The sequence below is a fragment of the Pseudomonas sp. GW821-FHT02H06 genome (assembly GCF_059421525.1).
This window is the reverse complement of sequence record NZ_JBWKVD010000026.1, coordinates 1-26,980: the sequence shown is the minus strand read 5'-3', so window position 1 is coordinate 26,980 and position 26,980 is coordinate 1. Positions and strand designations below refer to the sequence as shown.

The 26,980-nt window shown below is 62.8% G+C and carries 28 protein-coding genes; 13 read left to right on the top strand and 15 right to left on the bottom strand.

Annotation, left to right across the window (positions count from 1 at the left end):
- Positions 1–7 precede the first annotated feature (7 nt).
- Genes AC07VF_RS25525 through AC07VF_RS25500 form a run of 6 tightly spaced genes read right to left on the bottom strand, consistent with a single transcriptional unit; the run spans position 8 to position 6,092 of the window.
- Positions 8–373 (bottom strand): Na+/H+ antiporter subunit G, encoded by a 366-nt coding sequence (locus tag AC07VF_RS25525; protein WP_369306331.1) that lies wholly within the window; start codon positions 371–373, stop codon positions 8–10.
- Complete coding sequence (locus tag AC07VF_RS25520; RefSeq protein ID WP_346625344.1) at positions 370–648, bottom strand: K+/H+ antiporter subunit F; 279 nt, start codon at positions 646–648, stop codon at positions 370–372. The genes AC07VF_RS25525 and AC07VF_RS25520 overlap by 4 nt, the downstream gene beginning before the upstream one ends.
- The gene (locus tag AC07VF_RS25515; RefSeq protein WP_282372397.1) at positions 645–1,133 is read right to left on the bottom strand and encodes a Na+/H+ antiporter subunit E; all 489 of its coding nucleotides are present in this window, start codon (positions 1,131–1,133) and stop codon (positions 645–647) included. Before AC07VF_RS25515 ends, AC07VF_RS25520 begins: the two co-directional genes overlap by 4 nt.
- Positions 1,130–2,809: a monovalent cation/H+ antiporter subunit D gene (locus AC07VF_RS25510; RefSeq protein ID WP_495009522.1), complete on the bottom strand. Its 1,680-nt coding sequence runs from the start codon at positions 2,807–2,809 to the stop codon at positions 1,130–1,132. Before AC07VF_RS25510 ends, AC07VF_RS25515 begins: the two co-directional genes overlap by 4 nt.
- Positions 2,806–3,150 carry a Na+/H+ antiporter subunit C gene (locus AC07VF_RS25505; RefSeq protein ID WP_065986226.1) on the bottom strand — a complete coding sequence of 115 codons (345 nt, stop codon included), beginning with the start codon at positions 3,148–3,150 and terminating at the stop codon, positions 2,806–2,808. Before AC07VF_RS25505 ends, AC07VF_RS25510 begins: the two co-directional genes overlap by 4 nt.
- Positions 3,150–6,092, bottom strand: a complete 2,943-nt coding sequence (locus AC07VF_RS25500; protein ID WP_495009521.1) for a monovalent cation/H+ antiporter subunit A — start codon at positions 6,090–6,092, stop codon at positions 3,150–3,152. Before AC07VF_RS25500 ends, AC07VF_RS25505 begins: the two co-directional genes overlap by 1 nt.
- Positions 6,093–6,323: 231 nt before the next feature.
- Between AC07VF_RS25500 and tusA the strand changes: the two genes are divergently transcribed.
- Positions 6,324–6,578, top strand: coding sequence for a sulfurtransferase TusA (gene tusA, locus AC07VF_RS25495; RefSeq protein ID WP_495009565.1), 255 nt, complete (start codon positions 6,324–6,326; stop codon positions 6,576–6,578).
- A gap of 88 nt (positions 6,579–6,666) precedes the next feature.
- Positions 6,667–7,815, top strand: coding sequence for a 4-phosphoerythronate dehydrogenase PdxB (gene pdxB, locus AC07VF_RS25490; RefSeq protein ID WP_495009520.1), 1,149 nt, complete (start codon positions 6,667–6,669; stop codon positions 7,813–7,815).
- A gap of 54 nt (positions 7,816–7,869) precedes the next feature.
- Here pdxB and AC07VF_RS25485 read toward each other — a convergent pair whose 3' ends face one another.
- Positions 7,870–8,046, bottom strand: coding sequence for a PA1571 family protein (locus AC07VF_RS25485; protein WP_166650608.1), 177 nt, complete (start codon positions 8,044–8,046; stop codon positions 7,870–7,872).
- A 172-nt stretch (positions 8,047–8,218) separates the two neighbouring features.
- On the opposite strand from AC07VF_RS25485, the gene AC07VF_RS25480 reads away from it, so the two are divergent.
- The gene (locus AC07VF_RS25480; RefSeq protein WP_495009519.1) at positions 8,219–9,997 is read left to right on the top strand and encodes an ABC transporter transmembrane domain-containing protein; all 1,779 of its coding nucleotides are present in this window, start codon (positions 8,219–8,221) and stop codon (positions 9,995–9,997) included.
- Between the two features lie 21 nt (positions 9,998–10,018).
- Here the strand turns inward: AC07VF_RS25480 and ppnP are convergent, their stop codons facing one another.
- Both ppnP and AC07VF_RS25470 read right to left on the bottom strand, forming a co-directional pair.
- Positions 10,019–10,306, bottom strand: coding sequence for a pyrimidine/purine nucleoside phosphorylase (gene ppnP / locus AC07VF_RS25475; RefSeq protein WP_192174033.1), 288 nt, complete (start codon positions 10,304–10,306; stop codon positions 10,019–10,021).
- A gap of 90 nt (positions 10,307–10,396) precedes the next feature.
- Entirely contained in the window at positions 10,397–10,939 is a 543-nt protein-coding gene (locus AC07VF_RS25470) for a 3'-5' exonuclease (RefSeq protein WP_282372406.1), read from the bottom strand.
- A 547-nt stretch (positions 10,940–11,486) separates the two neighbouring features.
- Here AC07VF_RS25470 and AC07VF_RS25465 point away from each other — a divergent pair.
- The gene (locus AC07VF_RS25465; RefSeq protein WP_192174031.1) at positions 11,487–12,317 is read left to right on the top strand and encodes a substrate-binding periplasmic protein; all 831 of its coding nucleotides are present in this window, start codon (positions 11,487–11,489) and stop codon (positions 12,315–12,317) included.
- 115 nt (positions 12,318–12,432) lie between these two features.
- Here the strand turns inward: AC07VF_RS25465 and AC07VF_RS25460 are convergent, their stop codons facing one another.
- Positions 12,433–12,600, bottom strand: a complete 168-nt coding sequence (locus tag AC07VF_RS25460; RefSeq protein ID WP_065986232.1) for a DUF2897 family protein — start codon at positions 12,598–12,600, stop codon at positions 12,433–12,435.
- A gap of 175 nt (positions 12,601–12,775) precedes the next feature.
- Here AC07VF_RS25460 and pyrF point away from each other — a divergent pair, with 175 nt between their 5' ends.
- Complete coding sequence (pyrF, locus tag AC07VF_RS25455) at positions 12,776–13,474, top strand: orotidine-5'-phosphate decarboxylase (protein WP_346631148.1); 699 nt, start codon at positions 12,776–12,778, stop codon at positions 13,472–13,474.
- A 240-nt stretch (positions 13,475–13,714) separates the two neighbouring features.
- Here pyrF and AC07VF_RS25450 read toward each other — a convergent pair whose 3' ends face one another.
- On the bottom strand, positions 13,715–14,854 hold the full coding sequence (locus AC07VF_RS25450) for a glycerophosphodiester phosphodiesterase (RefSeq protein WP_495009518.1): 1,140 nt from the start codon (positions 14,852–14,854) through the stop codon (positions 13,715–13,717).
- 367 nt (positions 14,855–15,221) lie between these two features.
- Between AC07VF_RS25450 and AC07VF_RS25445 the strand changes: the two genes are divergently transcribed.
- The 4 genes from AC07VF_RS25445 (at position 15,222) to AC07VF_RS25430 (ending at position 18,813) form a co-directional block, all read left to right on the top strand.
- Positions 15,222–16,154 (top strand): 2-hydroxyacid dehydrogenase, encoded by a 933-nt coding sequence (locus AC07VF_RS25445; protein WP_495009517.1) that lies wholly within the window; start codon positions 15,222–15,224, stop codon positions 16,152–16,154.
- 60 nt (positions 16,155–16,214) lie between these two features.
- Entirely contained in the window at positions 16,215–16,979 is a 765-nt protein-coding gene (locus tag AC07VF_RS25440; protein WP_495009516.1) for an SDR family oxidoreductase, read from the top strand.
- Between the two features lie 142 nt (positions 16,980–17,121).
- On the top strand, positions 17,122–17,811 hold the full coding sequence (locus tag AC07VF_RS25435; protein ID WP_495009515.1) for a fumarylacetoacetate hydrolase family protein: 690 nt from the start codon (positions 17,122–17,124) through the stop codon (positions 17,809–17,811).
- 96 nt (positions 17,812–17,907) lie between these two features.
- Positions 17,908–18,813, top strand: a complete 906-nt coding sequence (locus tag AC07VF_RS25430; protein WP_495009514.1) for a helix-turn-helix transcriptional regulator — start codon at positions 17,908–17,910, stop codon at positions 18,811–18,813.
- 182 nt (positions 18,814–18,995) lie between these two features.
- Here the strand turns inward: AC07VF_RS25430 and AC07VF_RS25425 are convergent, their stop codons facing one another.
- On the bottom strand, positions 18,996–19,874 hold the full coding sequence (locus AC07VF_RS25425) for a LysR family transcriptional regulator (RefSeq protein ID WP_346631147.1): 879 nt from the start codon (positions 19,872–19,874) through the stop codon (positions 18,996–18,998).
- Between the two features lie 89 nt (positions 19,875–19,963).
- On the opposite strand from AC07VF_RS25425, the gene AC07VF_RS25420 reads away from it, so the two are divergent.
- A complete protein-coding gene (locus tag AC07VF_RS25420; protein ID WP_495009513.1) occupies positions 19,964–20,674 on the top strand; it encodes a CTP synthase C-terminal region-related (seleno)protein in 711 nt (236 codons plus the stop codon).
- Between the two features lie 4 nt (positions 20,675–20,678).
- Positions 20,679–21,005, top strand: coding sequence for an antibiotic biosynthesis monooxygenase family protein (locus AC07VF_RS25415; protein ID WP_495009564.1), 327 nt, complete (start codon positions 20,679–20,681; stop codon positions 21,003–21,005).
- A gap of 157 nt (positions 21,006–21,162) precedes the next feature.
- On the opposite strand, the gene AC07VF_RS25410 is transcribed toward AC07VF_RS25415, so the two are convergent.
- The 3 genes from AC07VF_RS25410 to AC07VF_RS25400 form a co-directional block, all read right to left on the bottom strand.
- Positions 21,163–22,581, bottom strand: a complete 1,419-nt coding sequence (locus AC07VF_RS25410; protein WP_346625330.1) for a short-chain fatty acid transporter — start codon at positions 22,579–22,581, stop codon at positions 21,163–21,165.
- Between the two features lie 220 nt (positions 22,582–22,801).
- Entirely contained in the window at positions 22,802–23,458 is a 657-nt protein-coding gene (locus AC07VF_RS25405; protein WP_192174022.1) for a CoA transferase subunit B, read from the bottom strand.
- 91 nt (positions 23,459–23,549) lie between these two features.
- Entirely contained in the window at positions 23,550–24,251 is a 702-nt protein-coding gene (locus AC07VF_RS25400; protein ID WP_495009512.1) for a CoA transferase subunit A, read from the bottom strand.
- 130 nt (positions 24,252–24,381) lie between these two features.
- On the opposite strand from AC07VF_RS25400, the gene AC07VF_RS25395 reads away from it, so the two are divergent.
- Positions 24,382–25,305 carry a LysR family transcriptional regulator gene (locus AC07VF_RS25395; RefSeq protein WP_192174021.1) on the top strand — a complete coding sequence of 308 codons (924 nt, stop codon included), beginning with the start codon at positions 24,382–24,384 and terminating at the stop codon, positions 25,303–25,305.
- A gap of 153 nt (positions 25,306–25,458) precedes the next feature.
- Entirely contained in the window at positions 25,459–26,829 is a 1,371-nt protein-coding gene (locus AC07VF_RS25390; protein ID WP_192174020.1) for a GntT/GntP/DsdX family permease, read from the top strand.
- Positions 26,830–26,980: the final 151 nt, after the last annotated feature.

The following is a 26,980-nucleotide window of genomic DNA, read 5'->3' as shown; positions in this document are numbered from 1 at the left end:
CCCAGGCTCAATGCCCCTGCTGTCTGCCGTCGCTGACCTCGGGTGGCACGTCGTCGCCGGCCATGCGCTTGCGGAACAGCCCGGTGCGCGCCAGCAGCAAAGTGGTCACAGGAACGGTAATGGCCAGCAGGATCGGGATCAGCCACGCGTGCAACACGGGGCCGTCCTTCAGCGCCGAGAAGTAGATGATCGAGGCCAGCGCCACACACCATGCGCCGAGGGTCGAGGCCAGTGCGGGCGGGTGCATGCGCTGGAAAAAGTCCTTCATGCGCAGCAGACCCAGCGCGCCGATCAGGCCGAACAGGCTGCTCAGCACCAGCAGCGCGGCGGTCAGGACTTCGACCCAGAACGGCAGAACCTGCAACGAATTCATTCGATCACCTCACCGCGCAACAGAAATTTGGCCAGCGCGAATGAGCCGACGAAGCCGAACAGCGCGATCAGCAGCGCCGCTTCGAAGTAGGTATCACTGGCGTAGCGAATGCCCAGCACCAGCATCATCAGCATCGCCAGGATGTAGAGGTAGTCCAGCGCCAGTACCCGGTCCTGCGCCGACGGGCCTTTGAACAGGCGAATCAGGGTCAGGACCATGGCGGTGGCGAACACCGACAGCGTAAAAAGAATCGCGTTTGTGAGCAGGGCGCTCATTGGAAAATCTCCATCAGTGGCCGTTCGTACGTGCTTTTGAAGTGCTCGATGAAGGCCGCTTCGTCGTCCAGATCGAACACATGCATCAGCAGCACGCTGCGATCCAGCGCCAGTTCGGACCAGACCGTGCCCGGCACCACTGTGCAGATCATCGCCAGCGCGGCGAGTCCATGGGCGTCGTGCAGGTCCAGCGGGACTTTGACGAAGGCCGAGCGTGGCGGGCGGCGACCCGCGCGCAGCACTCCCCACGCGACCGCCAGATTGGACACCACCACATCGCGACCCACCAGCAGGAACAAGCCCAGGGCGACGCCGGGTTTGCGGATCCGCGCCGGCGATGGACGCAACGGCGCGAAGATGTACGGCGCGAAAAAGCCAAGCAGGGCCCCCAGCAGCAGATTGCCCGGACTCAGGGACAGGTTGAGCAACAGCCACAAACCCCACAACGACAGCGACAACAGCGGCGCTGGAAACAGACGCTTCATGGCTGCACCTCCGGCGTCGCCGAGGCCGGCCCCGGTACCGGCCTGGCTGCCTTGACTGACAGCACGTATTGCTGCGGATCATGCAGCGCCTGGGCGGTGTCCTGGGTGTAATGCAACAGCGCCTGGGCCTTGAACGTCAGCACGATGGCGCAGCCCACCAGCAAGGCGATCGGCAGGCATTCGTTGAGCCGCAGCAGCGGTGCCGCATGTTCCTGGGGCGTCCAGAAGCGCTTGATGCCGACACGCACGAAGGCAAACAGCGACGTCAGCCCGGAAATAATCAACAGCGCCACCAGCGTCCAGCTGTCGCCGCGAATGGCTTCGGCCTTCGCCACATCAAGGCCCAGCGGATTGAGCAGGGCGCTGATCAGCGTCAGCTTGCCAAGAAAGCCCGACAGCGGCGGCATGCCGATGATGAGCAGCGCGCAGGCAATGAAACTCAAGCCCAGAAACGCCATGGTCCAGGGGATGACGTGGCCGACCACGGCTTTCTGCTCGTCATCCAGATTGGTCCCGGGCACTGGGTGCAACGACTCCAGCGCCTTGGGCAACTGGTCGGCGTCTTCGTCGAGGGCGATGTCGTTGGCCGAGCGCGAGCGCTCGATCAACTCCGCCAGCAGAAACAGCGCACTCAGCGCCAGGGTCGAGCTGACCAGATAGAACAATGCCCCCGCCGTGAGGCTAGGCTGCGCGAAACCGACCGCCGACAGCAGAATCCCCGCCGACACCAGAATGCTCAGACTGGCCATGCGCTCTAGGCGCTGGGCGGCGACCACGGAAATCGCCGCCACGCTGACGGTGGCCATGCCGCCCCAGATCAGCCAGTCCCCGCCGAAGAACGCCGACGCGCCGGCCTGACCGGAAAACAGCAGCGTCCACAACCGCAGCAGGGTGTAGAAGCCGACTTTTGTCATGATCGCGAACAGCGCCGCCACCGGTGCGCTGGCGGCGGAATAGGCCGGCACCAGCCAGAAATTCAGCGGCCACATGCCGGCCTTGGCCAGAAACGCGACCGCCAGAATGGCCGCGCCCGCGTGCAGCAAGCCCAAGTCGCCTTCCGGCACCTGAGGGATCTTTATCGCCAGATCCGCCAGGTTCAGCGTGCCGGTCACGCCATAGATCAACGCCGCGCCGATCAGGAACAGCGACGAGGCCAGCAAATTGATGGTGATGTAATGCAGGCCCGCCGACACCCGAGCCCGCCCCGAGCCGTGCAGCATCAGGCCGTAGGACGCCGCCAGCAGCACTTCGAAGAACACGAACAGGTTGAACAGGTCGGCGGTGAGAAAGGCGCCATACAACCCCATCAGTTGAATCTGAAACAGCGCGTGAAAACTCGCCCCCGCGCGATCCCAGCGGGCCAGGGCGAAGAGCAGGGCGCAGAAGGCGACGATGCCGGTCAGCACCAGCATCAGCGCCGACAGGTGATCGACCACCAGCACGATGCCGAATGGCGCCTCCCAGTTGCCCGGCAGGTACACACCGATGGAACCGGTGGTGCCGGTTTTCTGCACCCACATCATCAGCGTGATGGCGATGGCCAGGCCGAGCCCGGTGGAGAACAGGTTGATCCGCGCTTTCAGCGGGCGATGTTTCTCGCCGAGCCACAGCATCAGCGCAGCGGTCAGCACCGGCAGCAGGATCGGTGCGACGATCAGTTGGTTCATCACACTCATTCACCCAGCTCCCGGCCGTCGACGTGGTCGTTGCCGGTCAGACCGCGCGACGCCAGCAGCACCACCAGAAACAGCGCGGTCATGGCGAAACTGATGACGATGGCCGTCAGCACCAGCGCCTGGGGCAGGGGATCGGTGTAATTGAGCAAATCCTGGGGCACACCGTCCTTGATGATCGGCTCCTTGCCGATGAACAGACTGCCCATGCTGAAGATGAACAGATTGACGCCGTAGGACAGCAGGCACAGGCCCATGACGACCTGAAAGGTCCGTGGACGCAGGATCAGCCACACGCCGGAGGCGGCGAGCACGCCGATGGCAATGGCGATGACTTCTTCCATCAGATGGCTCCTTGTGAAATCGGGCTGTCGGCCGGGACCGGTTCAATAGGCTGCGGCAGCGAGGTCGGGCGATGGCTGCGCACAGACTGGTGAGCCAGCGCCGTGAGGATCAGCAGGGTCGAGCCGACCACCACCGCGTACACGCCGATGTCGAAAAACAGCGCGCTGGCGATGTGCAGATCGCCCAGTATCGGCAGGACCACGTGTGCGGTGTGGGTGGTCATGAACGGATAACCCAGGGCCATCGAACCCAGCCCTGTGGCCAGCGCGAAGAACAGCCCGGTGCCCATCCAGCGCAACGGCCGCAGGCTCATGTTGGCCTCGACCCACTGGGTGCCGGCGACCATGTATTGCAGGATGAACGCCACCGACATCACCAGCCCGGCGACGAAACCGCCACCCGGCTGGTTATGCCCGCGCATGAACAGGTACATCGACACCACGAAGGCCACCGGCAAGAGCAGGCGCACCAGCACCGCCGGCACCATCATGAAGCCCAGTGCCGTGTCGGCAGCGTGACGCGGATTGACCAGATCGGTGACCACGTCACGGGCCAGCAAGCGCTGTTGTGCCGGCAGGGCGATAGATTCTTTCGGCGGGCGGAAGCGACGCAGCAAGGCGAAGACCGTCAGCGCCACCACGGCCAGCACGGTGATTTCGCCAAAGGTGTCGAAGCCACGGAAGTCCACGAGCATGACGTTGACGGCATTGGTGCCGCCACCCTGGGCCAGGGCGCGGCTCAGGTAAAACTCGGAAATGGCGTTCGGCGTCGGCCGCGTCAGCATGGCGTAGGACAACACCGCCATGCCGCCACCCACTGCCACGGCGAGGACGAAATCGCGGATCCGCCGCACCTTGGCCCGGCGTCGCGCCTGGGAAGGTGGCGGCACGTTTTCGTTGCGTCGCGGCAGCCAGCGCAGGCCCAGCAGGATCAACACCGTGGTGACGACTTCCACCGCCAGTTGGGTCAGTGCCAGGTCCGGCGCGGAAAACCAGACGAAGGTCACGCAGGTCATCAACCCGCAGACGCTGACCATGGTCACGGCAGCCAGACGGTGATACTTGGCTTGCCACGCAGCACCGATGGCGCAAGCAATCGCAATCAGCCAGAGCATCACGAACACCCCGGAGCCCGGAATCTTCGGTCGATCGCCCCAGCTCAGCCCGCTCTCGTACATCGGCACAAAGCCGGCGACCAGCGCGGCCAGCACCATCAGAAACAGCTGCGCCTGCAAGCGACGCGTGGTCAACAGCCCCACCAGTCGGCGGGCGCCGCGCATCTTCAGCACCAGCACGCGCTCGAACATGCGCTTGCCGTTCAGGCGCCAGATCAGCGGTGGCCCGTTCACCTGCTGGCGCTTGATTGGCCCGCGCAGCAGCAGGTACAGAACGATACCGCCGGCCATGGCGATCAGGCTCATGATCATCGGCGCGTTCAGACCGTGCCAGATCGCCAGGCTGTATTCGGGCAATTCCCCCCCGACCACGGGCTGCGCTGCGGCGGCCAGCAACGGGCCGACGGAGTGCGTGGGAAAAATGCCGACGATCAGGCAGGCCAGCACCAGCAACTCCACCGGCAGGCGCATCCAGCGCGGCGGCTCGTGGGGCGTGTGGGGCAGGCGCGTGGCTTTCGGGCCGAAGAACACATCGACGGTGAAGCGCAGGGAATAGGCCACGCTGAAGATCCCGGCGATCGTGGCGATCACCGGCAGGGCGATCTCGACCCAGTCGGTCGAGGTGATGAACACCGTTTCCGCGAAGAACATTTCCTTGGACAGGAAGCCGTTCAGCAGCGGCACCCCGGCCATTGACGCGCTGGCGACCATCGCCAGCGTCGCGGTGTAGGGCATCAGCTTGATCAGCCCGCTGAGCTTGCGGATGTCGCGGGTGCCGCTTTCGTGGTCGATGATCCCCGCCGCCATGAACAGCGACGCCTTGAACGTGGCGTGGTTGAGGATGTGAAACACCGCCGCGACGGCGGCCAGCGGGCTGTTCAGGCCCAGCAGCAGGGTGATCAGCCCCAGGTGGCTGATGGTGGAGTAGGCCAGCAGGCCCTTGAGGTCGTTTTGAAACATGGCCGAATAGGCGCCGATCACCAGCGTGGCGGCCCCTGCGCCGCTGACGATCCAGAACCATTGTTCGCTCCCCGACAGCGATGGCCACAGGCGGGCGAGCAGGAACACGCCGGCCTTGACCATGGTCGCCGAGTGCAGATACGCCGACACCGGCGTCGGTGCCGCCATGGCGTGGGGCAGCCAGAAATGGAAAGGGAATTGCGCGCTCTTGCTCAGCGCGCCGATCAGAATCAGCGTCAGCAGCACCGGGTACAGCGCGTGGGCGCGAATCGCATCGCCCGAGGCCAGCACGCGGTCCAGGTCATAACTGCCGACGACATGCCCGAGCAGCATCATCCCCACCAGCAGCGCGAGGCCGCCGGCGCCAGTGACCATCAGCGCCATGTAAGCGCCGCGCCGGGCGTCGGCGCGGTGGTGCCAGTAGCCGATCAGCAGGAACGAGAAGACGCTGGTCAGCTCCCAGAAGAACACGATCTGAATGAGGTTGCCGGACATGACCAGTCCGAGCATGGCGCCCATGAACGCCAGAAAGAATGAGAAAAAACGCGGCACCGGGTCGTCCGGCGACATGTAATAACGCGCATACAGCGACACCAGGGCGCCGATCCCCAGCACCAGCATCGAGAACAGCCAGGCAAAGCCGTCCAGACGCAGGACGAAATTCAGCCCCAGGCTGGGCAGCCAGAAAAACTCTTCTCTGATGACCCCGCCGTGGGCGATTTGCGGATACCACAATGCCACCTGCACCGCGCCGATCAAGGCGATCAGGCCGGCGAGGATGGATTCACTGTTGCGTGCGTTGTGCGGCAAAAGTGCCGCCAGACAGCTGCCGATGAAAGGCAGAAGCAGTAGAACTATCAGGGACATAGGTTTCTAATCTGCGGAGAAATGTCAAGGATCATACGTGCAGGGTCCGGGATGACCAAACGCCAAGATGTCGCAGAATCCTACAAAGTTTGTAGGCAGCAGCGTAGTCCATGGCTATTGACAGACAGGATTGCACCGCACAACCGACCGCCTGATTTGGCGTGCCTCATCAATTAAGCGACAATGCCGGCCTGTTTCCGGAGCGCCCCCATGTCTGATTCCATTGCCCCCATGTCTGATTCCATTGAAAGCCCCGCCGTCGATGCCGTGCTCGACGCCACCGGCCTCAACTGCCCCGAGCCGGTCATGGTGCTGCACCAGAAAGTACGCGACCTGCCCCCCGGCGGCCTGCTCAAGGTGATCGCCACCGATCCGTCCACCCAGCGTGATATCCCCAAATTCTGTGTCTTCCTCGGCCACGAGCTGGTGGACAAACAGGCGGGCGACGGCGAGTTCCTCTACTGGATCCGCAAGAAGCTCGACTGATTGGCTGCGTACCGGCTGACGCTTTTCGCATCGCGCTGGCTCGGCAGGGCGCTGGCGCCTACACTGCGGCCACTCCAGGAGCCCTGACATGCGCATAGTTGCCGACGAAAACATTCCCCTGCTCGACGCCTTCTTCGCAGGCATCGGTGACATCCAGCGTTATCCGGGCCGCACGCTCGACCGCGCTGCCGTCGCCGACGCCGATATTCTGCTGGTGCGCTCGGTGACCCGCGTTGACCGCGCCTTGCTCGAAGGCACGCCGGTGCGCTTTGTCGGCACCTGCACCATCGGTACCGATCACCTCGACCTCGATTACTTCAAGGAAGCCGGCATTCAATGGTCCAGCGCCCCGGGCTGCAACGCCCGTGGCGTGGTGGACTACGTGCTGGGCAGCCTGCTCACTCTGGCGGAAATCGAGGGCGTCGAGCTTGCCAGCCGCACTTATGGCGTTGTGGGGGCGGGGCAGGTCGGCGGCCGCTTGATCAAGGTTTTGCGCGGCCTGGGCTGGAATGCTCTGGTCTGCGACCCGCCGCGTCAGGCCAGCGAAGGCGGCGATTACGTCAGCCTCGACGAAATCATCGCCCGCTGCGATGTGATCAGCCTGCACACACCGCTGGATAAAACCGGCAACACGCCCACCTGGCACCTGTTCGACCGCGCCCGGCTGCAGCAGCTCAAGCCGGGCGCCTGGCTGATCAACGCAGCGCGCGGCCCGGTGGTCGATAACGTCTCCCTCCGCCAGGTACTGCTGGAACGTGAAGACCTGCAAGCGGTGCTGGACGTCTGGGAGAAAGAACCGGCGGTCGACGTCGAACTTGCCGAGCTGTGCGTCATCGGCACCCCGCACATCGCTGGCTACAGCCTCGACGGCCGGCAGCGCGGCACGGCGCAGATCTATCACGCCCTGTGTGCGCACCTTGACCAGCCGGCGAGCATCCGTCTTGAAGACCTGCTGCCCAAGCCCTGGCTGGCGCAAGTCACGCTGGACGCTGCCACCGATCCGGTCTGGGCACTGAACGCGCTGTGTCGCGGCGTTTACGATCCACGCCGCGACGACGCGGATTTTCGCCGCAGTCTGGTGGGCGATGCCAGTAGCCAACGCCTGGCCTTCGACGCCTTGCGCAAGCATTACCCGCCCCGCCGGGAAATCGACAGCCTGCAGGTGCGCATCAACGGCGAGTCGGCGGCCTTGCGTCGGATCGTCGAGGCCTTGGGTGCGACGATTGTGGGTGACTGATCGGCGCCCATAAAAAACCCGGCGCCATGGCCGGGTTGGAATCAAATCTGCACATCAGTCTTGTTTTTCGGGCTGTACCCAGTACTTCTCGCATTCCTGACAGGCCGCCTGAACCATTTCTTCAGTGATCAGGATTTCCTGCCCGTTTCTGTCGAGAATCGCGCCGCCCAGCTGCAGCTCGGGTTGAGGGCGGAACACGGGTTCTTGATTGCTGCTGCTTTGCAAGCTCATGGCCTGTCTCCTCATCAGGTAAGTGCGCGTCGATAGTAATCACGCCGGCATGACCGCGCCGTGACAGCATTCCTTGACTGACGACGGCCGACGGAGTTCAGCGAAAGCTGACGAGCGTGCGCGGGGAGGGAGGTGTAGGCTCTGCGGCTGATTCGTCTTCCGGGTGTCCTCCATGGCTTCAGTCTTTTCCGGCCGTCAGCGGCATGCCATTCGTCTGGCCCTGCGCATGATCGCGCCGTACCGCAAGCAAGCCATCGGTGCGTTGCTCGCGCTGGTGGTCACCGCCGCCATCACCCTGTCGATGGGGCAGGGCATCCGGCTGATGGTCGATCAGGGTTTCATGACCCGTTCGCCGACGCTGCTCAACGAAACCATTGGCCTGTTCATGGGGCTGGTGGTCGCCCTCGCCATCGGCACCTTCTCGCGTTTTTATCTGGTTTCCTGGATCGGCGAACGGGTGGTCGCCGATCTGCGCAAGCAGGTGTTCGACCATTTGGTCAGCCTGCACCCCGGCTTTTACGAGAACAACCGCAGCTCGGAAATCCAGTCGCGCCTGACCGCCGATACCACGCTGCTGCAATCGGTGATCGGCTCGTCGCTGTCAATGTTCCTGCGCAATGCGCTGATGGTCATCGGCGGGATCATCCTGCTGTTCTTCACCAACCCCAAGCTCACCAGCATTGTGGTCGTGGCGTTGCCCCTGGTGATCGCGCCGATCCTCATTTTCGGGCGGCGCGTGCGCAGTCTGTCGCGGGAGAGTCAGGACCGCGTGGCGGATGTCGGCAGCTACGTGTCCGAGGCCCTGGGGCAGATCAAAACCGTTCAGGCCTACAACCATCAGGAGCAGGATCGGCAGCGTTTCGCGCAGACCGCCGAAGGCGCCTTCGAGACGGCACGCAAGCGGATTCTGCAGCGCTCGTGGCTGATCACCCTGGTGATCGTGCTGGTGCTGGGCGCGGTCGGCGTGATGCTCTGGGTCGGCGGCATGGACGTGATTGCTGGGCGCATCTCCGGCGGCGAGCTGGCGGCGTTCGTGTTCTACAGCCTGATCGTCGGCAGCGCATTCGGCACCCTCAGCGAGGTCATCGGTGAGATGCAACGGGCAGCGGGCGCGGCAGAGCGCATCACCGAATTACTGCAGGCGCGCAGCGAAATCACTGCGCCTGCCAGTGATCGGCTCACGCTGCCCGCACGCATCAGCGGTCGCCTGGCGCTGGAAAACCTGAGTTTCGCCTACCCCTCACGCCCGGAGCGCAATGCTTTGGACGGCTTGAGCCTGACCGTCGAAGCGGGTGAAACCCTGGCGCTGGTCGGGCCTTCCGGTGCGGGCAAGTCGACGCTGTTCGACCTGCTGCTGCGTTTTTACGACCCGAAGCAGGGACGCGTGCTGATCGAAGGCATCCCCGCCGAACGCCTGGACCCGCTGGACTTGCGCCGCTGCTTCGCCTGGGTGTCGCAAACCCCTGCGCTGTTTTTCGGCTCGGTGGAGGACAACATTCGCTACGGCAACCCGGCGGCCAGCGTCGAGCAAGTGGAGGCGGCGGCGCGGATTGCCCATGCCCATGAATTCATTCAGCTGCTGCCCCAAGGCTATCAAACCCACTTGGGCGACGGCGGCATGGGCTTGTCGGGCGGACAGCGTCAGCGGCTGGCCATCGCGCGAGCTTTGCTGGCCGATGCGCCGATTCTGTTGCTCGACGAAGCCACCAGCGCGCTGGATGCCCAGAGTGAGTATCTGATTCAGCAGGCATTGCCGACGTTGATGAAGGGTCGCACGACCCTGGTGATCGCCCACCGACTGGCGACGGTGCAGAACGCAGACCGGATTGCGGTCATGGATCAGGGGAAACTGGTCGCGGTAGGAACCCACCGCGAGCTGATTGCCAGCAACCCGCTGTACGCGCGGCTGGCGGCCTTGCAGTTCAATGCCGGGGTGGAGCAGGTCGGCTGAGTGCCGACCTGAATCTGCGCATCAGTCTTTGCGGTATTCGCAGAGGTAGGCGGTTTCTTCGGTCGCTTCGACATCGAATTTGACGTTGGCCGGGATTTTGAAACTCTCACCGGCGTTGAAGGTTTCCCAGTCATTGGCGCCCGGTAGCAGCACTTTCAGGGAGCCCGAGATCACATGCATGATTTCGCGGTCGCTGGTGCCGAAGTTGTATTTTCCGGAAGCCATGACGCCGATGGTCGCGTCGCCTGCTGCTTGCTTGAAGGCGATGGATTTGACGGTACCGTCGAAATACTCGTTGACCTTGAACATGGCTGATCTCCTTGGGAAGGGCTGGAAAAGGCCGGACAGTATGCCGAACGTACAAAAGGCCGTCATCCGCTTTGAGAGATGCGTCACGCTTCAGCCGGGAATCACCAGCGGTAACAAACGTGCGGTATTGCGCGCGTCCGACAGTGCCCGGTGTTGCTGGCCGTTGAAATGCATTCCCGCCAGTTGCAGCGCAGTGTTCAGGCCGCAGGGTTTTTGCAGGTGACGGGCTTTGGCGAAGCGTTGTTTCAGGTTGATGTGGGGCAGGGTGGCGAGTTCGCTGGTCAGTTGGTGCTGGCGCCAGTCCTGTTGCAGCTGCTGCCGATCGTAATCGCCCCAACTGGACCAGGCGACCAGTCGCTCGCGGTGTTGAGCGATCCAGCGTTCAAACTGTGGCCATACCGCCGGCAGCGTCAAGGCACTGTCGATAAAGCTCTGCTGGATGTGCGTCAGCTCCCGGCAGAAGGGCGTGAGCAACGGTCGGCGCACGGGCCGCACGAAGCGTTCGAAATGGTCGATTTCGCGCCCGTCCTGATTGACCAGCGACGCACCGATTTCAATGATTTCCATTTCCGCCACCGGCCATCCGCCCTCTTCAGTGGTGGCCTCCAGGTCTATCACCAGCCAGTAGGGCATCTCGAACTCCTGTTTCATAACCTGCGGCAGCGCCATGGAGCGTAGCCACATCACGGCCGTCACGTCCAATTGCCCGGCGCGGATGATCCATGATTGGGACTCGCGGCAGGCGGGAAGGTTTGCAGTGCCCTCTTCTTTTGTAGCGCCTGACTGGCAAATGGCCGGGACAGCCCTTGCCTGGCTGACGCGCCTCGGCATAAATTGCATGCGGACCCGCTCCTCATATAAAGCGCAGCGCGGTCGATAACGCAAAGGACAAGGACAGCTTCAGCGCTTTATGGTGGGACCGGCTTTAGCCGGGAAAGCGTCGGGCGACACCCCACAAAGCGGGTGGCACTCAGTCGGGGTTCTTCCCGGCTAAAGCCGGCCCTGCAAAGACATCGCGCGCACTCAGCCGGGATGTGGGCCAAAAGGGAAAGGGGGCAGCAAGGCGCAAGGAGGGCGAGAGTTGGAACGACAGAGGCGATTTAGCTTCCGTTTGACCGTTGTCTAATTGATCGCGAACGCATAGCTTACGTACTCCGTTTCGCCTGAGGTCCTTGTCTTGATGTCCACGCCGATGCGGATGGCTTTTAAAACCCTGCTGTTCACGACCACAACGCTGTGGGCCTGGCAGGCCGGTGCGACCCAGATCGTGCGAATTGGCGCGGCGCATTTCCCGCCGTACACGATCCGCCCCGAGCGCGGTGAAGACACCGGGCTCTTGCCGCAGATGATCAGCGCACTGAACGCGATGCAGAACGACTACCGCTTTGAAGCGGTGCCCACGTCCATCCCGCGCCGGTTTCGCGATTTCCAGCAGGCGCGCTTTGACATGGCCATTTTCGAAAACCCCGACTGGGGCTGGAAAGGCATTCCCCACGAAGATGTCGACATGGGGCTGGAAGACGCCGAGGTTTTCGTGGCGCACCGCTTGCAGGGCAGGACCCAGACGTATTTCGAGGAGTTGCACGGCAAGCGCCTTGCACTGTTCAGCGGCTATCACTATGCGTTCGCGGGTTTCGACGCCGACCCTAAATTTCTTGCCGACAATTACAACGCCACGCTGACCTATTCCCACGACAGCAACCTGTTGATGGTGCTGCGTGACCGCGCGGACATTGCACTGGTAACGCGCTCCTACCTGAGCACGTTCATGTCGAACAACCCGCAGGACGCCGATCAGTTTCTGGTGTCGGACCGCGTGGATCAGGTGTATCGGCACTACGCGTTGTTGCGCCCGGACGCACCCATCAGCGGCGAACGCTTCAGCGAACTGCTGAAGAAACTCCGAGAGAACGGGGAGATGTTCAAGATCTTTCAGCCGTTTCGCATCGCTGTGACGCCGCAGGCCACTCACCACGCGGTGGCCCAGGGCGAAGGTGCGAAGAGCGACTGACGAAGGCACCTATTACCTGCCGGAACGCGCAGCGGGTGATAAGGTTGGTGCGATGTGGGAGCGCTGAAAACGCGCTCCCGCAACGTGCTTCAGCAGCATTGGTGGGCAGGGTGGTTCAGCGGTCTCGCGCTTCTTTTGCGTCCATCTCGGCATTGCGCTCGTGGACGCGCTTGAGTTGTTCATCGGTCAGGGGCAGTTTCTTCGCTGAATCCTTGAGCATCAGCAGACCGCCGACGATCGAGCCGATTGCAACGACTAGAATTAACCAGGCATACCAGGGCATAACGCTCTCCTTCTTGTGATAAGGCTTGGAGCAGCGGCGCTGTCCAGTGGTTCAATTGTAGGAGATGCACGACGCCTGGCGCGGGTCGGGCAGGCATTTACCGATTGCCGGGTCCCGCCCTGCGGGATGTTCGGCTACAATGCGCGCCGATTTCGACTTGCCAGAGAACCCGCTCATGTCCGCCTGCCAGACCCCCATCATCGTCGCCCTGGATTTCCCGACCCGCGAAGCCGCGTTGAATCTGGCTGATCAGCTGGACCCTACGCTGTGCCGGGTCAAAGTGGGCAAGGAGCTGTTCACCAGCTGCGCATCGGACATCGTCGAAACCCTCAACGCCAAGGGCTTCGAAGTGTTCCTGGACCTCAAATTCCATGACATTCCCAACACCACGGCGATGGCGGTCAAGGCCGCCGCTGAAATGGGCGTGTGGATGGTCAATGTGCACTGCTCCGGCGGCCTGCGCATGATGGCGGCTTGCCGTGACGTGCTGGATCAGCGCACCGGCCCCAAGCCGCTGTTGATCGGCGTGACCGTGCTGACCAGCATGGAGCGCGAGGATCTGGCCGGGATCGGTCTGGACATCGAGCCCCAGGAGCAAGTCCTGCGGTTGGCGGCGCTGGCTGAGAAAGCCGGGATGGACGGTCTGGTGTGTTCCGCGCTGGAAGCCCAGGCGCTGAAAGCGGCGCACCCGTCACTGCAACTGGTGACCCCGGGCATTCGTCCGGCCGGCAGCGCAGTGGACGATCAGCGTCGCATTCTGACGCCGCGTCAGGCGCTGGATGCGGGTTCTGATTACCTGGTCATCGGCCGCCCGATCAGCCAGGCGGCCGATCCGGCGAAAGCGTTGGCGGCGGTGGTTGCAGAGCTGGCGTAAGAACGTCGAGCCTTGTGGGAGCGAGCTTGCTCGCGAAGGCGGTATTTCGGCCGCTGAATAGTTAGCGCCTATACCGGACTCTTCGCGAGCAAGCTCACTCCCACAGTTTTGATCGGCGTGAATATCGGCAACAGCGTCAAGTCTTATGAGAGCACCATCGCGCAGACGCCGCGCGGCCGGGAATTGAAGACGGTCACTCCCACAGCCGCGCGCTTTATACATCACGCTGCGGTCTCTGGCTCAAAAACCGTTGCGTTTCAGGATTGAGTCCATGCTTTCCTTCGATGGTCGGCCGTAGAACTTCAGCAGTTCCGAAGCCCGGTTGGTGAAGAACCCGTCCACGCCTTGTTCGCTGATCGCCTTGAAATCCACGGCGTCATCCACGGTGTACGGGTGAACGATCATCCCGCGATCATGGGCCATCTTGTTCATCCACGGCTGCACCAGATCACTGTAGCTCTGGTCCCCGCCGTTCTTCAGCGCTGCCGATGGCCCGGTCCCCACCGCGCCGTGGGCTTTGGCCCAGTCCATCCAGGCGGCAAATTCCTCTTTCGATTTCACCTGCTGGCTGGCGTAGAAGCTGGCCTTGTCCTTGGCCCCTGAGTCCTTGAAGGTCTTGCCCGACGCCGTTTCGATGGAGCCATCACCCAGCCACAGCAGCAGGACTTTCGGCGTATCGGGCATGCTCTTCTGCAGCAATTCCAGGCTTGGTTTTTCAAAGGTCTGCAGCACCACGCGGCCCGGCATGTGGGCGACGTTGACATAGCCTTTCTCGGCGGCAGGACGCTGGCTTAGCCAACCACGCTGATCGAGCTTCTTCTTCAAATCCTCTTCAATGCCCGGAAACTGCGCCGGCACCTTGGTTTCGATGTACAGGCCGGGTTTGTTCTTGCCGCCTTCGGCGATGTCGATGACCTCGTCCAGCGTCAGAATCTTCAGCCCGGCGTAGGTGGCGCGGGCGCGATCGGGGTAGGCCTTGTTGAACCACGAGCCGGCGTCCAGACGCCTGATTTCTTCCAGCGTGAAGGTGTTCAGCGGGTCCTTGGCCCGTTGCGGGTAGACCTCGGCGATATTGGTGGTGCGCTCCAGCGTGTTGTCATGCAGCGCGATGAGCACGCCATCCCTGGTGCGCTGGATGTCCATCTCCAGGTAGTCAGCACCCAGTTCGCGGGCCAGCGTGTAGGACGGGACGGTCTCCTCGGGCGCATTGAACGATGCACCGCGATGGGCAATGACCGCCGGCCATGGCACGCCGATCTTCGCCGCCAGCGCCCGACCCGGTTCTTTGCCGGTGTCAGTGGCCGCCAGGGCCACGGCGGATGACAACAACACACCGGCAATCGCGGCGCCGCTCAACGTTTTGGATAATCCTTTCAACATGGTTCTGACGTTCCTTATTGTGCAAGTCCGTTCATGGCGCAGCCGTTGCCGCACCGCGTGGCACATCGTTTTGTTGTGAAAAATCAGGTGCCGCAGGGCTCAAACCTTAAACAGCAACGGGCATGGCGGGCAACCGGGGTTGTCGTTTTGGGGGGAATGGCTGTCGGTTTGATGGAAATAGTTGAGGCCACAGCTGGTCCGTTGATCCGGTATTGGGTGCCTTAAAGTGTCGGCGTTCCGTGTGACGTTAATGGGTCTGCCGGGCTAATGCGCAGCGTCATAACTATGGATTTCCATGTTCGCCCCTGCCCAACCGCTCTCACTCGCGCTACTGTCAGCACCACGAATTTCGCTTGGCGGAGGGATGATGAAAACGGTGTTGGTGCTGGTTGAAAGCGTGAACATGTATTTACCGATTCTGGAAAGCAGCGGCTTTCGCCTGATTCTGGCGCCGACGCCGGCGATGCGCGCCGAGGCGGTGGCGAATGGCGGTGAGGAGATTGATGCGGTGCTGACCCGTGGGCCGCTGGGGTTCACTGCCGAGGAAATGGCGGCGCTGCCGAACCTTGGGATCATCTGTGTGATTGGCGCGGGCTACGAGCGTGTCGACCTCGAAGCCGCCGAGGCGCGGGGCATCGTGGTGACCAATGGAGCAGGGGTGAATGCCCCGACGGTGGCGGACCACGCGATGGCCTTGCTGCTGGCAGCGGTTCGCGACATTCCCCAGGCCGACGCGTCGGTGCGCCGCAGCGAATGGCGCAAGGTCACACGGCCCTCGTTCGCCGGCAAACGCCTGGGCATTCTCGGCCTTGGTTCGGTCGGGATGGCCATCGCCAAACGCGCGCTGGGGTTTGACATGGTCATCCACTATCACAGCCGCTCACCCCGGGCGGGCGTGGATTTCAACTATTGCGCAACCCCGCTGGCGCTGGCCGAAGCGTCGGACTTTCTGGTGGTCGCGACGCCGGGCGGCGGGTCGACGCGGCACCTGATCGACAAGGCGGCCATCGATGCGTTGGGCGCCGAGGGCTTCCTCGTCAATATCGCCCGGGCCAGCGTCGTCGACACCGATGCGCTGATCGGCGCGCTTCAGCACGGCCGTCTTGCCGGTGCGGCGCTGGACGTATTTGACGACGAGCCCCACGTCCCCGATGCCCTGAAAGCCTTGAACAACGTGGTCCTTACGGCGCATCTGGCAGGATTGTCGCCGGAAGCATCCCGCGACACGGTGCAAATGGTCGCCGACAACCTGCTGGCGTTCTACGCGGGCAAGCCGGTGCTGACGCCTGTTCACAGCTGATACGCGGTGGGTGCGGGGATATCGATCGCAGAACGCTCTCTGACAAAAAAGGAATCGCCCATGTCTTCATCTTCTGTATTGAAAGTCGCTCTGGTCACAGGCGCCGGCAGCGGTATTGGCCGCGCCGTGGCGCTGCAACTGCTGGCTGACGGCTTTGCCGTGGTGCTGGCCGGACGTCGGCCCGATCCGTTGCAGGCGCTGGTCGATCAGGCCGAGGCTGCCGGGCAGCAGGCGCTGGCGGTGCCGACGGATGTGCGCGATCCGGCCAGCGTCGAAGCGTTGTTCGCGACCATTGAACGCACATTCGGTCGACTGGACGTTTCGTTCAATAACGCAGGCATCGGCGCACCGGCGGTGCCGATGGATGAGCTGTCGGTGGAGCAGTGGAAGAACGTCATCGACACCAACGTCACCGGGATGTTTTTGTGCGTGCGCGCGGCCTTCGGCCTGATGCGCCGTCAGGTGCCTCAGGGCGGACGAATCATCAACAACGGCTCGATTTCGGCGCACACGCCACGGCTGTTCAGCTCGCCCTATACGTCCAGCAAACACGCCGTGCTGGGCCTGACCAAAAGCACCGCGCTGGACGGTCGCCAGTTCAATATTGCCTGCGGTCAGATCGACATCGGCAATGCCCTCACCGAAATGACCGATCGCATGACCAAAGGCGTTTTGCAGCCCAACGGTGAGCTGCAGGTCGAGCCAACCATGAACGTGCAGCACGTCGCCGAAGCGGTGAGTTACATGGCCGGGCTGCCGTTGTCGGCCAACGTGTTGAACATGACCGTCATGGCAAGTGGTATGCCGTTTGTGGGGCGTGGCTGATCTGTCGGCTCGGCTCGGCTCGGCTCGTTGCGTTGTGTTGCGTTGTTTTGTCCAAAACCAAATGGGATCTGTCCAACCCGGCTGAGCGATCAACCGCCACACTCAACCCCATGCCGAGCCACCTTTAATCAAGGACACTGCCATGACCGAGTTCGTTATCGCCCCGGTTGTCACACCGTCCCTGGCCGTCGCCGGGACGTCCAGCCGTTTTCCGATTCGTCGGGTGTTCTGCGTCGGCCGCAATTACTCCGATCACGCCCGGGAAATGGGCCACGATCCCGACCGCGAGCCGCCTTTCTTCTTCATGAAGCCCGCCGACGCCGTGGTGCCCGCTGAAGGCCGGATTGCTTACCCGCCGCTCACCGAGGACCTGCATCACGAGATCGAACTGGTCGTGGCGATCGGCAAGGACGGCGTGAATATTGACCCGCAGGACGCCTTAACCCATGTCTGGGGCTATGGCGTCGGCCTGGACCTCACACGCCGCGACTTGCAGGCGCAGGCCAAGAAAATGGGCCGGCCGTGGGAGTGGGCCAAAGCGTTCGACGCCTCCGCGCCCGCCACACCGCTGCGCCCGGTCAGCGAGATCGGCCATCCGGAAGCCGGCGCGATCTGGCTGGACGTCAATGGCGAGCGCCGTCAGCGTGGCGATCTGTCTGATCAGATCTGGGCGGTCAGGGACGTGATCGCCTACCTGTCGCAGTCGGTCGGAGTCAAGGCGGGCGACCTGATCTACACCGGCACGCCGGCCGGGGTAGGCGCTTTGCAGCGCGGTGATGTGGTCACGGCCGGGATCGAAGGCATTGCCGAGCTGAATGTGACAATCGGCTGATCCCACGTTACGCCCGCCTGAGAATCCTTTGGTTCGGCTGCCGCCGTTGCCCTACCATGGGGGCAGTCCGAACCCGCGATTTCAGGTGTTTCAACGATGGCCTATCCCTCCCGCATCCAGACCTATGGCATGCAGCAGCGCAGCGACCGCATGGATTTCTACATCCGTGACAAGTCCGCCCGACCCGCGCTGACGGCGCCCCATCGTCATGACTATTTCCAGATTCAGATCAATCTCGGCGGCGACACCGTGCAGCACATCGGTGGCGCGGTCAGGCCCTTTCCGCGCAACACCCTGGCGTTCGTCCTGCCCCATCGCCTGCACGTGATTCCGCACCCGGAAGACGGCAACTTTGTCGTCATCAACTTTTCTCAGGACTTTCTCCTGCAGCATCTGCAGTGCGATCCGATGGACCTTGAGGACGTGCCCGTCGCCGAGGCGCCCGAGCTGGCGCCGTTCCGGTTTCAGGAACATCTGGATTTCACCCTTGATGACGCCGACTTCGCCGAGGTGACCGCGCTGCTGGTGCAGATGCGCGACATGGATCGCGGCAGGCAGTTGGGCTCCAGCGCCATTCTGCGGGGCTGCCTGCTGCAACTGATCGGCACAGTGTGCAATCACTACGAAGCGCAGTTGCTGGCGCTCTCGGCGAACAAGGCGGAGCGGCGGGGACGGCGCGATGCGATGGGCCGGGTGATTGACTACATTCGCGCGCACATTGCCAATCCGGCCATGACCCTCACCGATGCCGCGGCGGCGGCCTTTTTGTCGCCCAATTACCTGACCCACCTGCTGCGCAAGGAAACCGGCAGCAGCTTTTCCGAACTGGTCCTGGAGCGGCGCATGCGGCTGGCGCGCACGCATTTGATGAACAGCAGCAAACCCCTGAGCCACATCGCCGAGATCTGCGGGTTCACCGACGAAGCGTATTTTTCACGGCGCTTTCGTAAAGCCCACGGCATGCCGCCGGGCCAGTTTCGCCGGGAGCGGCGGGGTGGTTGAGCGGGGTTGACGAGTTGTTGATCGGCTCCACTCCACATCTATCTTCAGCGAACGCGGCCCCTGTGGGAGTGAGCTTGCTCGCGAAGGCTGCCTTCCATCCGCGAGTGATCTAGCGGATGTACCGGCCCCTTCGTGAGCAAGCTCACTCCCACAGGTTTTGTATCAAAGGGGCGAGACGCTTTTTACAGCTCAATCGCCTTGGTCAGCTCGCTGAACAACGCCGACACCGAGCGCAGCGCCCGGCAATCTGGCCGAGTCAGCAGCCACAGCCCGGTGTCATGGCCTGCGAGCGGCTCGCTCAAAGGCTGAACCTCGCTGTCCCGAACCATGAAATCCGGCAGCGCTGCTACGCCCATGCCTGCGCGCACCAGTTGGGCCACGGCAAGCATGGAGCTGCAGCGGTAGGCGAGGTTAACGCCGGGCAGATGCTGCCGGCGCCACATCACGGTGGGGTGGTCGGGGAGGAAATCGTCGGGGGCGATCCAGTCCATGTCGTCGAGGGCCCGATCACCGCAGCGTCGCGCGTAGGCCTCGCTCGAACAGACCCGATATCCAACCGTGCCCAGGCGAGTGCCGACCAGATGCTCGGGCGGCGTGTTGGTCAGACGCAGGGCAATGTCGGCGTCGCGGCGGCTCAGGTTGGCAAAGGTGCTGGACGTGTTCAGTTCCAGGCGCAGGCCCGGGTAGTCCGGCATGAAGCGGCTCAAGGCGGGAAGCAACAGGCTTTGCAGGACGGCTTCGGTACAGGTCAGGCGCACGGTGCCGCTGACGACTTGCCGGCCCTGCTCGAGACTCAACTGCGCGAGGGCCAGCGCGTTTTCGGCACTCTCCGCCTGTTGGGCGAGCGCCAGTGCTGCGCTGGTCGGTACGTAGCCGGCGCGGCTCTTGTCGAAGAGCGTTGTGCCCACCGACTTTTCCATCCGCCGCACCGCGCGGAACACCGTCGAGACATCGACCTTCAGCAGATCGGCGGCCTTGGCCAGCGTCCTCCCCCGCACCAGCGCGAGGATGAGGGTGAGGTCGGCATGGTTGATTCGATAGTGCGCAGCTGCATTGATCACTTGCCCGGACGCCCATTCTGATTGCAGGGCCACAAGCTTATAGTCGCCTCCGGACCTCACGCAAAGCGTTTTGATATCAGGGAGCACACATGACTCAGCGGCAGAAAATCCGGATTGCATTGGTAGGTGACTACGACCCAAGCGTGCCGGCACATCAGGCCATACCTGTGGCGCTGGACAGGGTGGCGAACGAAACGGGGCTTAGCGTGCAGGCCACATGGGTGCCGACGACGGATGTTCGGCACGGCGTGAGCTTGCAGGCGTTCGAAGGCATCTGGTGCGTGCCGGCCAGCCCTTATCGCGACATGGACGGCGCGCTGACGGCGATTCGCTTCGCCCGGGAGCGGCAGGTTCCTTTTCTCGGGACGTGCGGCGGCTTTCAGCATGCGTTGCTGGAGTACGCGCGCAATCACCTGGGCTGGGCCGATGCCGAGCATGCCGAGACCGCGCCGGAATCGGAGAACGCAATCATCACGCCCTTGAGTTGCTCGCTGGTCGAGGCCTTCGCACCGATTCGCCTGCGCCCGGGTTCGCGAATTGCCGCCGCATACGGCGCACTGGAAACACAGGAGAGGTACCGCTGCCGCTACGGTTTGCGCAAGGAACTGGAGGCCGACGTGTTTGCCGGTCCGCTGAAAGTATCCGGCTACGACGAAGACGACGAGGTGCGCGCGATGGAGCTCGACGGTCATCCGTTTTTCGTCGCGACGTTGTTTCAACCGGAACGCGCCGCGCTGGAGGGCAGCACCCCGCCGCTGGTGAAGGCGTTTGTGCTGGCCTGCGCGGCGGAGTTGATTTGACATGATGATGGCAAACACCTTTGGCGTGCCGTATTACGCAGTGATCTTCACTTCAATCCGCACTGAGCTCGACGCTCAGGAATATGACGACGCCGCCCGGCGGATGCTCGAACTCGTTCGTCAGCAGCCGGGGTTCCTCGGCGTGGAATCGGCACGCACCGACGATGGGCTGGGGATCACCGTGTCTTACTGGGCGGATGAAGCAGCAATCCTGGCATGGAAGGAACATCCGCAACACCGGGAAATCCGCGAGCGCGGCCGGTCCACCTGGTATCGGCAATGCACGACCCGGGTTTCCAGAGTCGAGCGCGAATACAGCTTCGCAAAGTAACCGCGTACACGCCGTGGGATTGGCGGTGACCTCGACTGTAGGACCGGCTTCAGCCGGGAAGGGGCCGGTGTTGGCGCCATCAGTCTCGTGGTGTGACCGTTGAGGCCTTCCCGGCTAAAGCCGGTCCTACATTCACCCGCCGGCGTTATTCACTCAATCAAGGCATGACCGGCGGGATGTACGCCAGCGTCGTGCCGAGCACCCACAACAGGAACAACACCAGCGGCGTGTGCACCAGCAACTGCACGAACGAGAAGCCGATCAAATCCCGTGCCTTCAGGCCGAGCACGCCCAGCAGCGGCAGCATGTAAAACGGGTTGATCAGGTTCGGCAGGGCTTCGGCGGCGTTGTAGATCTGCACCGCCCAGCCGAGGTGGTATTTGAGATCGTTGGCGACCTGCATCACGTACGGCGCTTCAATGATCCACTTGCCGCCGCCGGACGGAATGAAGAACCCGAGAATCGCCGAGTACACGCCCATCAGCAGCGCATAGGTGTCGTGGGAGGCGATGCTGGTGAAGAACGTCGAGATGTGGTGCGCGACCGTTTGCGCATCACCGCCCTTGACGGTTGTCAGCAGCGCGGCAATCGAGCCGTACAACGGAAACTGGATCAGCACGCCGGTGGTGGTCGGCACGGCGCGAGCCACGGCATCGAGGAAACTGCGCGGACGCCAGTGCAGCAGCGCGCCGACCATGATGAACAGGAAGTTGTAGGTGTTCAGACCGGAGATCGCGGTGATCGCGGGCTTGGTGCTGAACTCGTTATACAACCAGCCGGACGCCAGCGCGACCATCAGGATAATCAGCAGCGGGCTGTATTCCAGCCATTCGCCGGGTCGGGTGCGGGGTGGCAACGGCGGCAGGCTGAAGCTCGGGTCGATGCCACATTCCTTGGCATCGCGGGCATTGGCCGGGCCGGGCGCCGTGGCGTAGGCGACGATGATCGAGACCACCACCAGTGCCAGCAGCATCACGCCGGACTGCCAGAGGAAGATCGTCTGGGTGAACGGAATCACCCCGGTGATCGCCAGGATCGACGGCGGCAGGCTGGCCGGGTTGGCTTGCAACTGCGCGGCGGACGACGACAGGCCCAAGGCCCACACCGCGCCCAGGCCCAGATAAGCCGCGGCACCGGCGGCGCGGTAATCCATTTTCAGATCGGTACGCCGGGCGAGGGCACGCACCAGCAAGCCGCCGAAGACCAGCGACAATCCCCAGTTGAGCAACGACGCCACCATGCTGATCAGCGCGACCCAGGCCACGGCCGAGCGGCCGTTTTTCGGGATGCGCGCCAGGCGGTCGATCAGTTTGACCGCCGGTGGCGAACTGGCGACGACGTAGCCGCCGATGACCACGAAGGCCATTTGCATGGTGAAGGGGATCAGGCTCCAGAAACCGTCACCGAAGGCTTTGGCGGTGTCGGCGGGTTTGGCGCCGATGACCAGCGTGGCAAGTGTGACGATGACCACAGCCAGGGCGGCGAACACCCACGAGTCCGGGAACCAGCGTTCCGCCCATTTGGCGCAACGCAGGGCAAAGCGGGCGGAGCGGCTTTCTTCGATGTCGGCGGCCACGTTTATTACCTCTTGGAGTTATTGTTCAGGTTTTTTGGACGGCAGTTTCAAGTGTTGGCGGTGACGCGAAAAAAGCACCGGCTCAGATACAGCAAAGCCCCTTCATCGCTGAAGGGGCAGGGCGGTCTGACCAAAGGTGCGGGTGTGTCGAATGCTTATGCTGCGGCGAAAACGTGGGGCATGACGCGGATCCTGCAGAACCGCGCCATTGCCGGGTCCATCAGAACGTCATTTCGACCACGTCATCCGGCACGATCAATTTGCCGGCGGTCTTGGCGATGATTTCATCGACGGTCACGCCCGGTGCGGTTTCGCGCAGCACGAAGGCGCCGTTTTCGATCTCCAGGTACGCGAGGTCGGTCAGCACTTTCTTGATGCAGCCGGCGCCGGTCAGCGGCAGGCTGCAGCGCGACAGCAACTTGGATTCGCCGTCCTTGGACGCGTGGGTCATGGTGACGATGATGTTGTCGGCGCCGGCCACCAGATCCATCGCGCCGCCCATGCCCTTGACCAGCTTGCCGGGGATCATCCACGAGGCAATGTTGCCTTCGACGTCCACTTCGAACGCGCCGAGCACGGTCAGGTCGACATGGCCGCCACGGATCATGGCGAAGGACTCGGCCGAGGAGAAAATTGACGCGCCCTTGCGCGCCGTCACGGTCTGTTTGCCGGCGTTGATCATGTCGGCGTCGATGGTTTCTTCGGTGGGAAAGGCGCCCATGCCGAGCAGGCCGTTTTCCGATTGCAGCATTACGTCGATGCCGTCCGGGACGTAGTTGGCGACCAGGGTCGGAATGCCGATGCCCAGGTTTACGTAGAAGCCGTCTTGCAGTTCGCGCGCAACGCGCTGTGCCATTTGTTCGCGGGAGAGTGCCATGGTCTTGGGTCTCTTTTATTCTGTCCGGCCTGTGGGAAGCCCCAGCGCCGGAAATACAAAGGGGGAAATCGGTTCGAGGACGACGCTGATGTCAGGCTTTTCTGACGGTTCGCTGCTCGATGCGCTTCTCGAACGTGCCCAGGATCACGCGATCGACATAGATGCCGGGGGTGTGGATTTCGGTGGGCAACAGCAAGCCAGGCTCGACGATTTCTTCGACCTCCACCACGGTGATCTTGCCGGCCGTGGCCACCACCGGATTGAAGTTCTGCGCGGTGTGACGGTAGACCACGTTGCCGAAGTGGTCGGCCTTCCAGCCTTTGACGATGGCGAAGTCGCCGGTGATGGCTTCTTCGAGAATCACGTTGCGGCCGTTGAACTGGCGGGTTTCCTTGCCTTCCGCGACGGGGGTGCCGTAGCCGGTGGCGGTATAGAACGCGGGAATGCCGGCACCGCCAGCGCGCATTTTTTCGGCCAGGGTGCCCTGGGGGGTGAGTTCGACTTCCAGCTCGCCGCTGAGCAACTGGCGCTCGAACAGGGCGTTTTCACCGACGTAGGACGCGACCATTTTGCGGATCTGCCGGTCCTCAAGGAGGATGCCCAGGCCAAAGCCGTCAACGCCGCAGTTGTTGGAAACCACTGTCAGGCCCTTCACGCCCATGCGTTTGATTTCAGCGATGAGGTTTTCAGGGATGCCGCACAGTCCGAAGCCGCCCGACAGCACGGTCATGTTGTCGGTCAGCCCGGCAAGGGCTTCAGCGTAGGTTGCCACGCGTTTGTCGAGTCCAGCCATGGTGAGATCCCGCCTTATTTGTAGTTGTGTCCGACAATCTAAGCATCGGAGAGCGTTGGCCGCATCTTCTCTCGCATGCACTGATTTGTTAATTTTGTTTTTTTGATCGATTGATAAGTATTCCAAATATATGAATGTGAAGCAGCTTCGGGCGTTTCTGGCAGTGGCGCAGTGCTTGAGTTTCGCTCAGGCCGGAGAACGACTGCATCTATCGCAACCGGCGTTGAGCCTGACCATCAAGGCGTTGGAGGAAGACCTCGGCGGGCAATTGCTGACCCGCACCACGCGCAACGTCAGCCTGACGCCCGAGGGCGAGGCCTTGCTGCCGCTGGCCCGGCAGTTGCTCGCCGACTGGGACAATACCGAAGAGCTGCTGCGCCAGCGTTTCACCCTGCAAATGGGCAAAGTCTCGGTGGCGGCAATGCCGTCCTACGCAGGCAATCTGCTGCCGATCGCGCTGAAGGTGTTTCGCGAGCGCTACCCACGGGTGAACGTGGCGGTGCACGACGTGATCAACGAGCAGGTGGTGGAAATGGTCGGGCATCGGCGCGTGGAGCTGGGCATTGGTTTCGAACCTGAATCTGGCACCCACCTGATTTTTACGCCGTTCTACATGGATCGCTTCGTCGCCGTGGTGCCGAAGGATTCGCCATTGGCCGCGCGCAGCGAGGTGAGTTGGGACGAGCTGCTGCGTCACGACTTCATCACCCTGCAGCGCCCGTCCGCCGTGCGCTTGTTGCTGGAGCAGGACCTGCAGAGCCAGCACGGCAAACTGTCGGTGGCGTTTGAAAGCCATCAGCTGTCGACGGTGGGCCGCATGGTCGCCAACGGCCTGGGCGTCAGCGCGGTGCCGTCCCTGTGCATCGCGCAGATGGAAGAACTCGGTGCCCGCTGCATTGCCCTCGAAGGCCCGCGCATCGAGCGTCGCATCGGTCTGATGACCCAGGCGGACCACCAATTGTCAGCCGCCGCCCAGGGGTTGCGCGAGGTGCTGATCGAATGCGCACGTGACTCAAATGATGCCTTGGGGAGCAAGCGCGCTCCCACAGGGTGACATCGCGCTCCAGGTGGGAGACTGGTGGCGAAACGGCCAGATCCTGTGAAAATTTAACTGCGACGCAATGCCGCATCCGGTATGGTTCGGCCGGCTGAAACATATTGTTTCAATCCGTTCTGAAATAAAAACCGACCGATAAGGGGTTCCGCGTTGGATCTGTCATCTGCTGCCTGGGTGTTTCATGACACTCGCCTGATCATCTGCTGCCTGATCGCCATTGCCACCATCATCGTGCTGATCAGCGCGACCAAGCTCCCGCCGTTTCTGTCTATTCTGGTGGGCACATTCATCGCAGGGATAGGTGCGGGGTTGCCAGCGGAGGCAGTGGCGAAGGCGTTCAGCAAGGGCGCGGGCGGGATTCTCGGTGAGGCCGGGATCATCATTGCCCTCGGTGCCATGCTCGGTGCGCTGATGGCCGAGTCCGGCGCGGCGGATCGCATTGCCTCGACGCTGCTGGGGCTGGGCAAGGGCAAAGCCCTGCCGTGGGTCATGGCCCTGGTGGCCATGGTCATCGGCCTGCCGCTGTTCTTCGAAGTGGGTCTGGTGATGATGGTGCCGATCATCTTTGTCATGGCCCGCCAGTCGAATCAGCCGCTGCTGAAAATCGCCATTCCGGCGCTGGCCGGCATGACCACGCTGCATGCGCTGATGCCGCCGCACCCGGGGCCGCTGATCGCTGTCAGCGCCTTGCACGCCGATCTGGGCCTGACCATGTTGCTGGGTTTCTGCGTGGCGGTGCCGGCGGTGATTCTGGCCGGTCCTCTGTACGGCAACTGGCTGTCAAAGCGCATGCACATCGAGGAACCGGCAGAGCTGGGCGAGCTGTTCTCGGCCAAACCCAGCGCCTCCCGCCAACCGAGCTTCGGTATCTCGTTGTTGATCATTCTGCTCCCGGTGATCCTGATGCTCGGCAGCACCTTGGCGAAAATCGCCATGGAGCCGGAAAGCAACATCGCGCTGACGCTGAAATTCCTCGGTGAGCCGCTGGTGGCGTTGGGGATTGCGGTGCTGGCGGCGACGGTGTGTCTGGGCTGGGCCAACGGTATCTCCCGCGAGCAGGTGGGCGGCACGCTGCGTAAGAGCCTGGCGCCGATTGCCGTGTTGCTGTTGACCATCGGTGCGGGCGGCGGCCTGAAGCAAACGTTGCTGGACGCGGGCGTCAGCCAGACCATCAGCAAAGTGGCCGAAGGCGCGCACATGCCGTACCTGCTGCTGGCGTGGCTGATTGCGGTCGCGCTGCGTCAAGCCACTGGTTCAGCCACCGTCGCGACCACCACCACGGCGGGCATTCTTGCACCGATGATGGCCGGGCTGGCGCCGGTGGAAGCCTCACTGGTGGCGTTGGTGATCGGGGCGGGCTCGGTGTTCTTCTGCCACGTCAACGACGCAGGGTTCTGGATGGTCCGCGAATACTTCGGCCTGCAACTGAAGCAGACGATTTGGGTGTGGTCGGTGCTGCAGACGATTGTCTCGGTGGTCGGGCTGATCGGGACGTCGCTGTTGTGGCACTTTTTGGTCTGACCATTTCCGAGAGCCAAGGCTGAAACCCTGTGGGAGTGAGCAGCCTCACAGAATGGTATTGGCCAAGAAATTGATGGCGGTCATGCGGGCCTCTTCCCGGCTGAAGCCGGTCCTACAGTGGTTACGCGGGGTCTGTAGGACCGGCTTCAGC

Coding starts and splice junctions, on each gene's coding strand:
- AC07VF_RS25525 (WP_369306331.1), bottom strand. CDS start 373: ATGAATTCGTTGCAGGTTCTGCCGTTCTGGGTCGAAGTCCTGACCGCC.
- AC07VF_RS25520 (WP_346625344.1), bottom strand. CDS start 648: ATGAGCGCCCTGCTCACAAACGCGATTCTTTTTACGCTGTCGGTGTTC.
- AC07VF_RS25515 (WP_282372397.1), bottom strand. CDS start 1,133: ATGAAGCGTCTGTTTCCAGCGCCGCTGTTGTCGCTGTCGTTGTGGGGT.
- AC07VF_RS25510 (WP_495009522.1), bottom strand. CDS start 2,809: ATGAGTGTGATGAACCAACTGATCGTCGCACCGATCCTGCTGCCGGTG.
- AC07VF_RS25505 (WP_065986226.1), bottom strand. CDS start 3,150: ATGGAAGAAGTCATCGCCATTGCCATCGGCGTGCTCGCCGCCTCCGGC.
- AC07VF_RS25500 (WP_495009521.1), bottom strand. CDS start 6,092: ATGTCCCTGATAGTTCTACTGCTTCTGCCTTTCATCGGCAGCTGTCTG.
- tusA (WP_495009565.1), top strand. CDS start 6,324: ATGTCTGATTCCATTGAAAGCCCCGCCGTCGATGCCGTGCTCGACGCC.
- pdxB (WP_495009520.1), top strand. CDS start 6,667: ATGCGCATAGTTGCCGACGAAAACATTCCCCTGCTCGACGCCTTCTTC.
- AC07VF_RS25485 (WP_166650608.1), bottom strand. CDS start 8,046: ATGAGCTTGCAAAGCAGCAGCAATCAAGAACCCGTGTTCCGCCCTCAA.
- AC07VF_RS25480 (WP_495009519.1), top strand. CDS start 8,219: ATGGCTTCAGTCTTTTCCGGCCGTCAGCGGCATGCCATTCGTCTGGCC.
- ppnP (WP_192174033.1), bottom strand. CDS start 10,306: ATGTTCAAGGTCAACGAGTATTTCGACGGTACCGTCAAATCCATCGCC.
- AC07VF_RS25470 (WP_282372406.1), bottom strand. CDS start 10,939: ATGCCCTACTGGCTGGTGATAGACCTGGAGGCCACCACTGAAGAGGGC.
- AC07VF_RS25465 (WP_192174031.1), top strand. CDS start 11,487: ATGTCCACGCCGATGCGGATGGCTTTTAAAACCCTGCTGTTCACGACC.
- AC07VF_RS25460 (WP_065986232.1), bottom strand. CDS start 12,600: ATGCCCTGGTATGCCTGGTTAATTCTAGTCGTTGCAATCGGCTCGATC.
- pyrF (WP_346631148.1), top strand. CDS start 12,776: ATGTCCGCCTGCCAGACCCCCATCATCGTCGCCCTGGATTTCCCGACC.
- AC07VF_RS25450 (WP_495009518.1), bottom strand. CDS start 14,854: ATGTTGAAAGGATTATCCAAAACGTTGAGCGGCGCCGCGATTGCCGGT.
- AC07VF_RS25445 (WP_495009517.1), top strand. CDS start 15,222: ATGAAAACGGTGTTGGTGCTGGTTGAAAGCGTGAACATGTATTTACCG.
- AC07VF_RS25440 (WP_495009516.1), top strand. CDS start 16,215: ATGTCTTCATCTTCTGTATTGAAAGTCGCTCTGGTCACAGGCGCCGGC.
- AC07VF_RS25435 (WP_495009515.1), top strand. CDS start 17,122: ATGACCGAGTTCGTTATCGCCCCGGTTGTCACACCGTCCCTGGCCGTC.
- AC07VF_RS25430 (WP_495009514.1), top strand. CDS start 17,908: ATGGCCTATCCCTCCCGCATCCAGACCTATGGCATGCAGCAGCGCAGC.
- AC07VF_RS25420 (WP_495009513.1), top strand. CDS start 19,964: ATGACTCAGCGGCAGAAAATCCGGATTGCATTGGTAGGTGACTACGAC.
- AC07VF_RS25415 (WP_495009564.1), top strand. CDS start 20,679: ATGATGGCAAACACCTTTGGCGTGCCGTATTACGCAGTGATCTTCACT.
- AC07VF_RS25405 (WP_192174022.1), bottom strand. CDS start 23,458: ATGGCACTCTCCCGCGAACAAATGGCACAGCGCGTTGCGCGCGAACTG.
- AC07VF_RS25400 (WP_495009512.1), bottom strand. CDS start 24,251: ATGGCTGGACTCGACAAACGCGTGGCAACCTACGCTGAAGCCCTTGCC.
- AC07VF_RS25395 (WP_192174021.1), top strand. CDS start 24,382: ATGAATGTGAAGCAGCTTCGGGCGTTTCTGGCAGTGGCGCAGTGCTTG.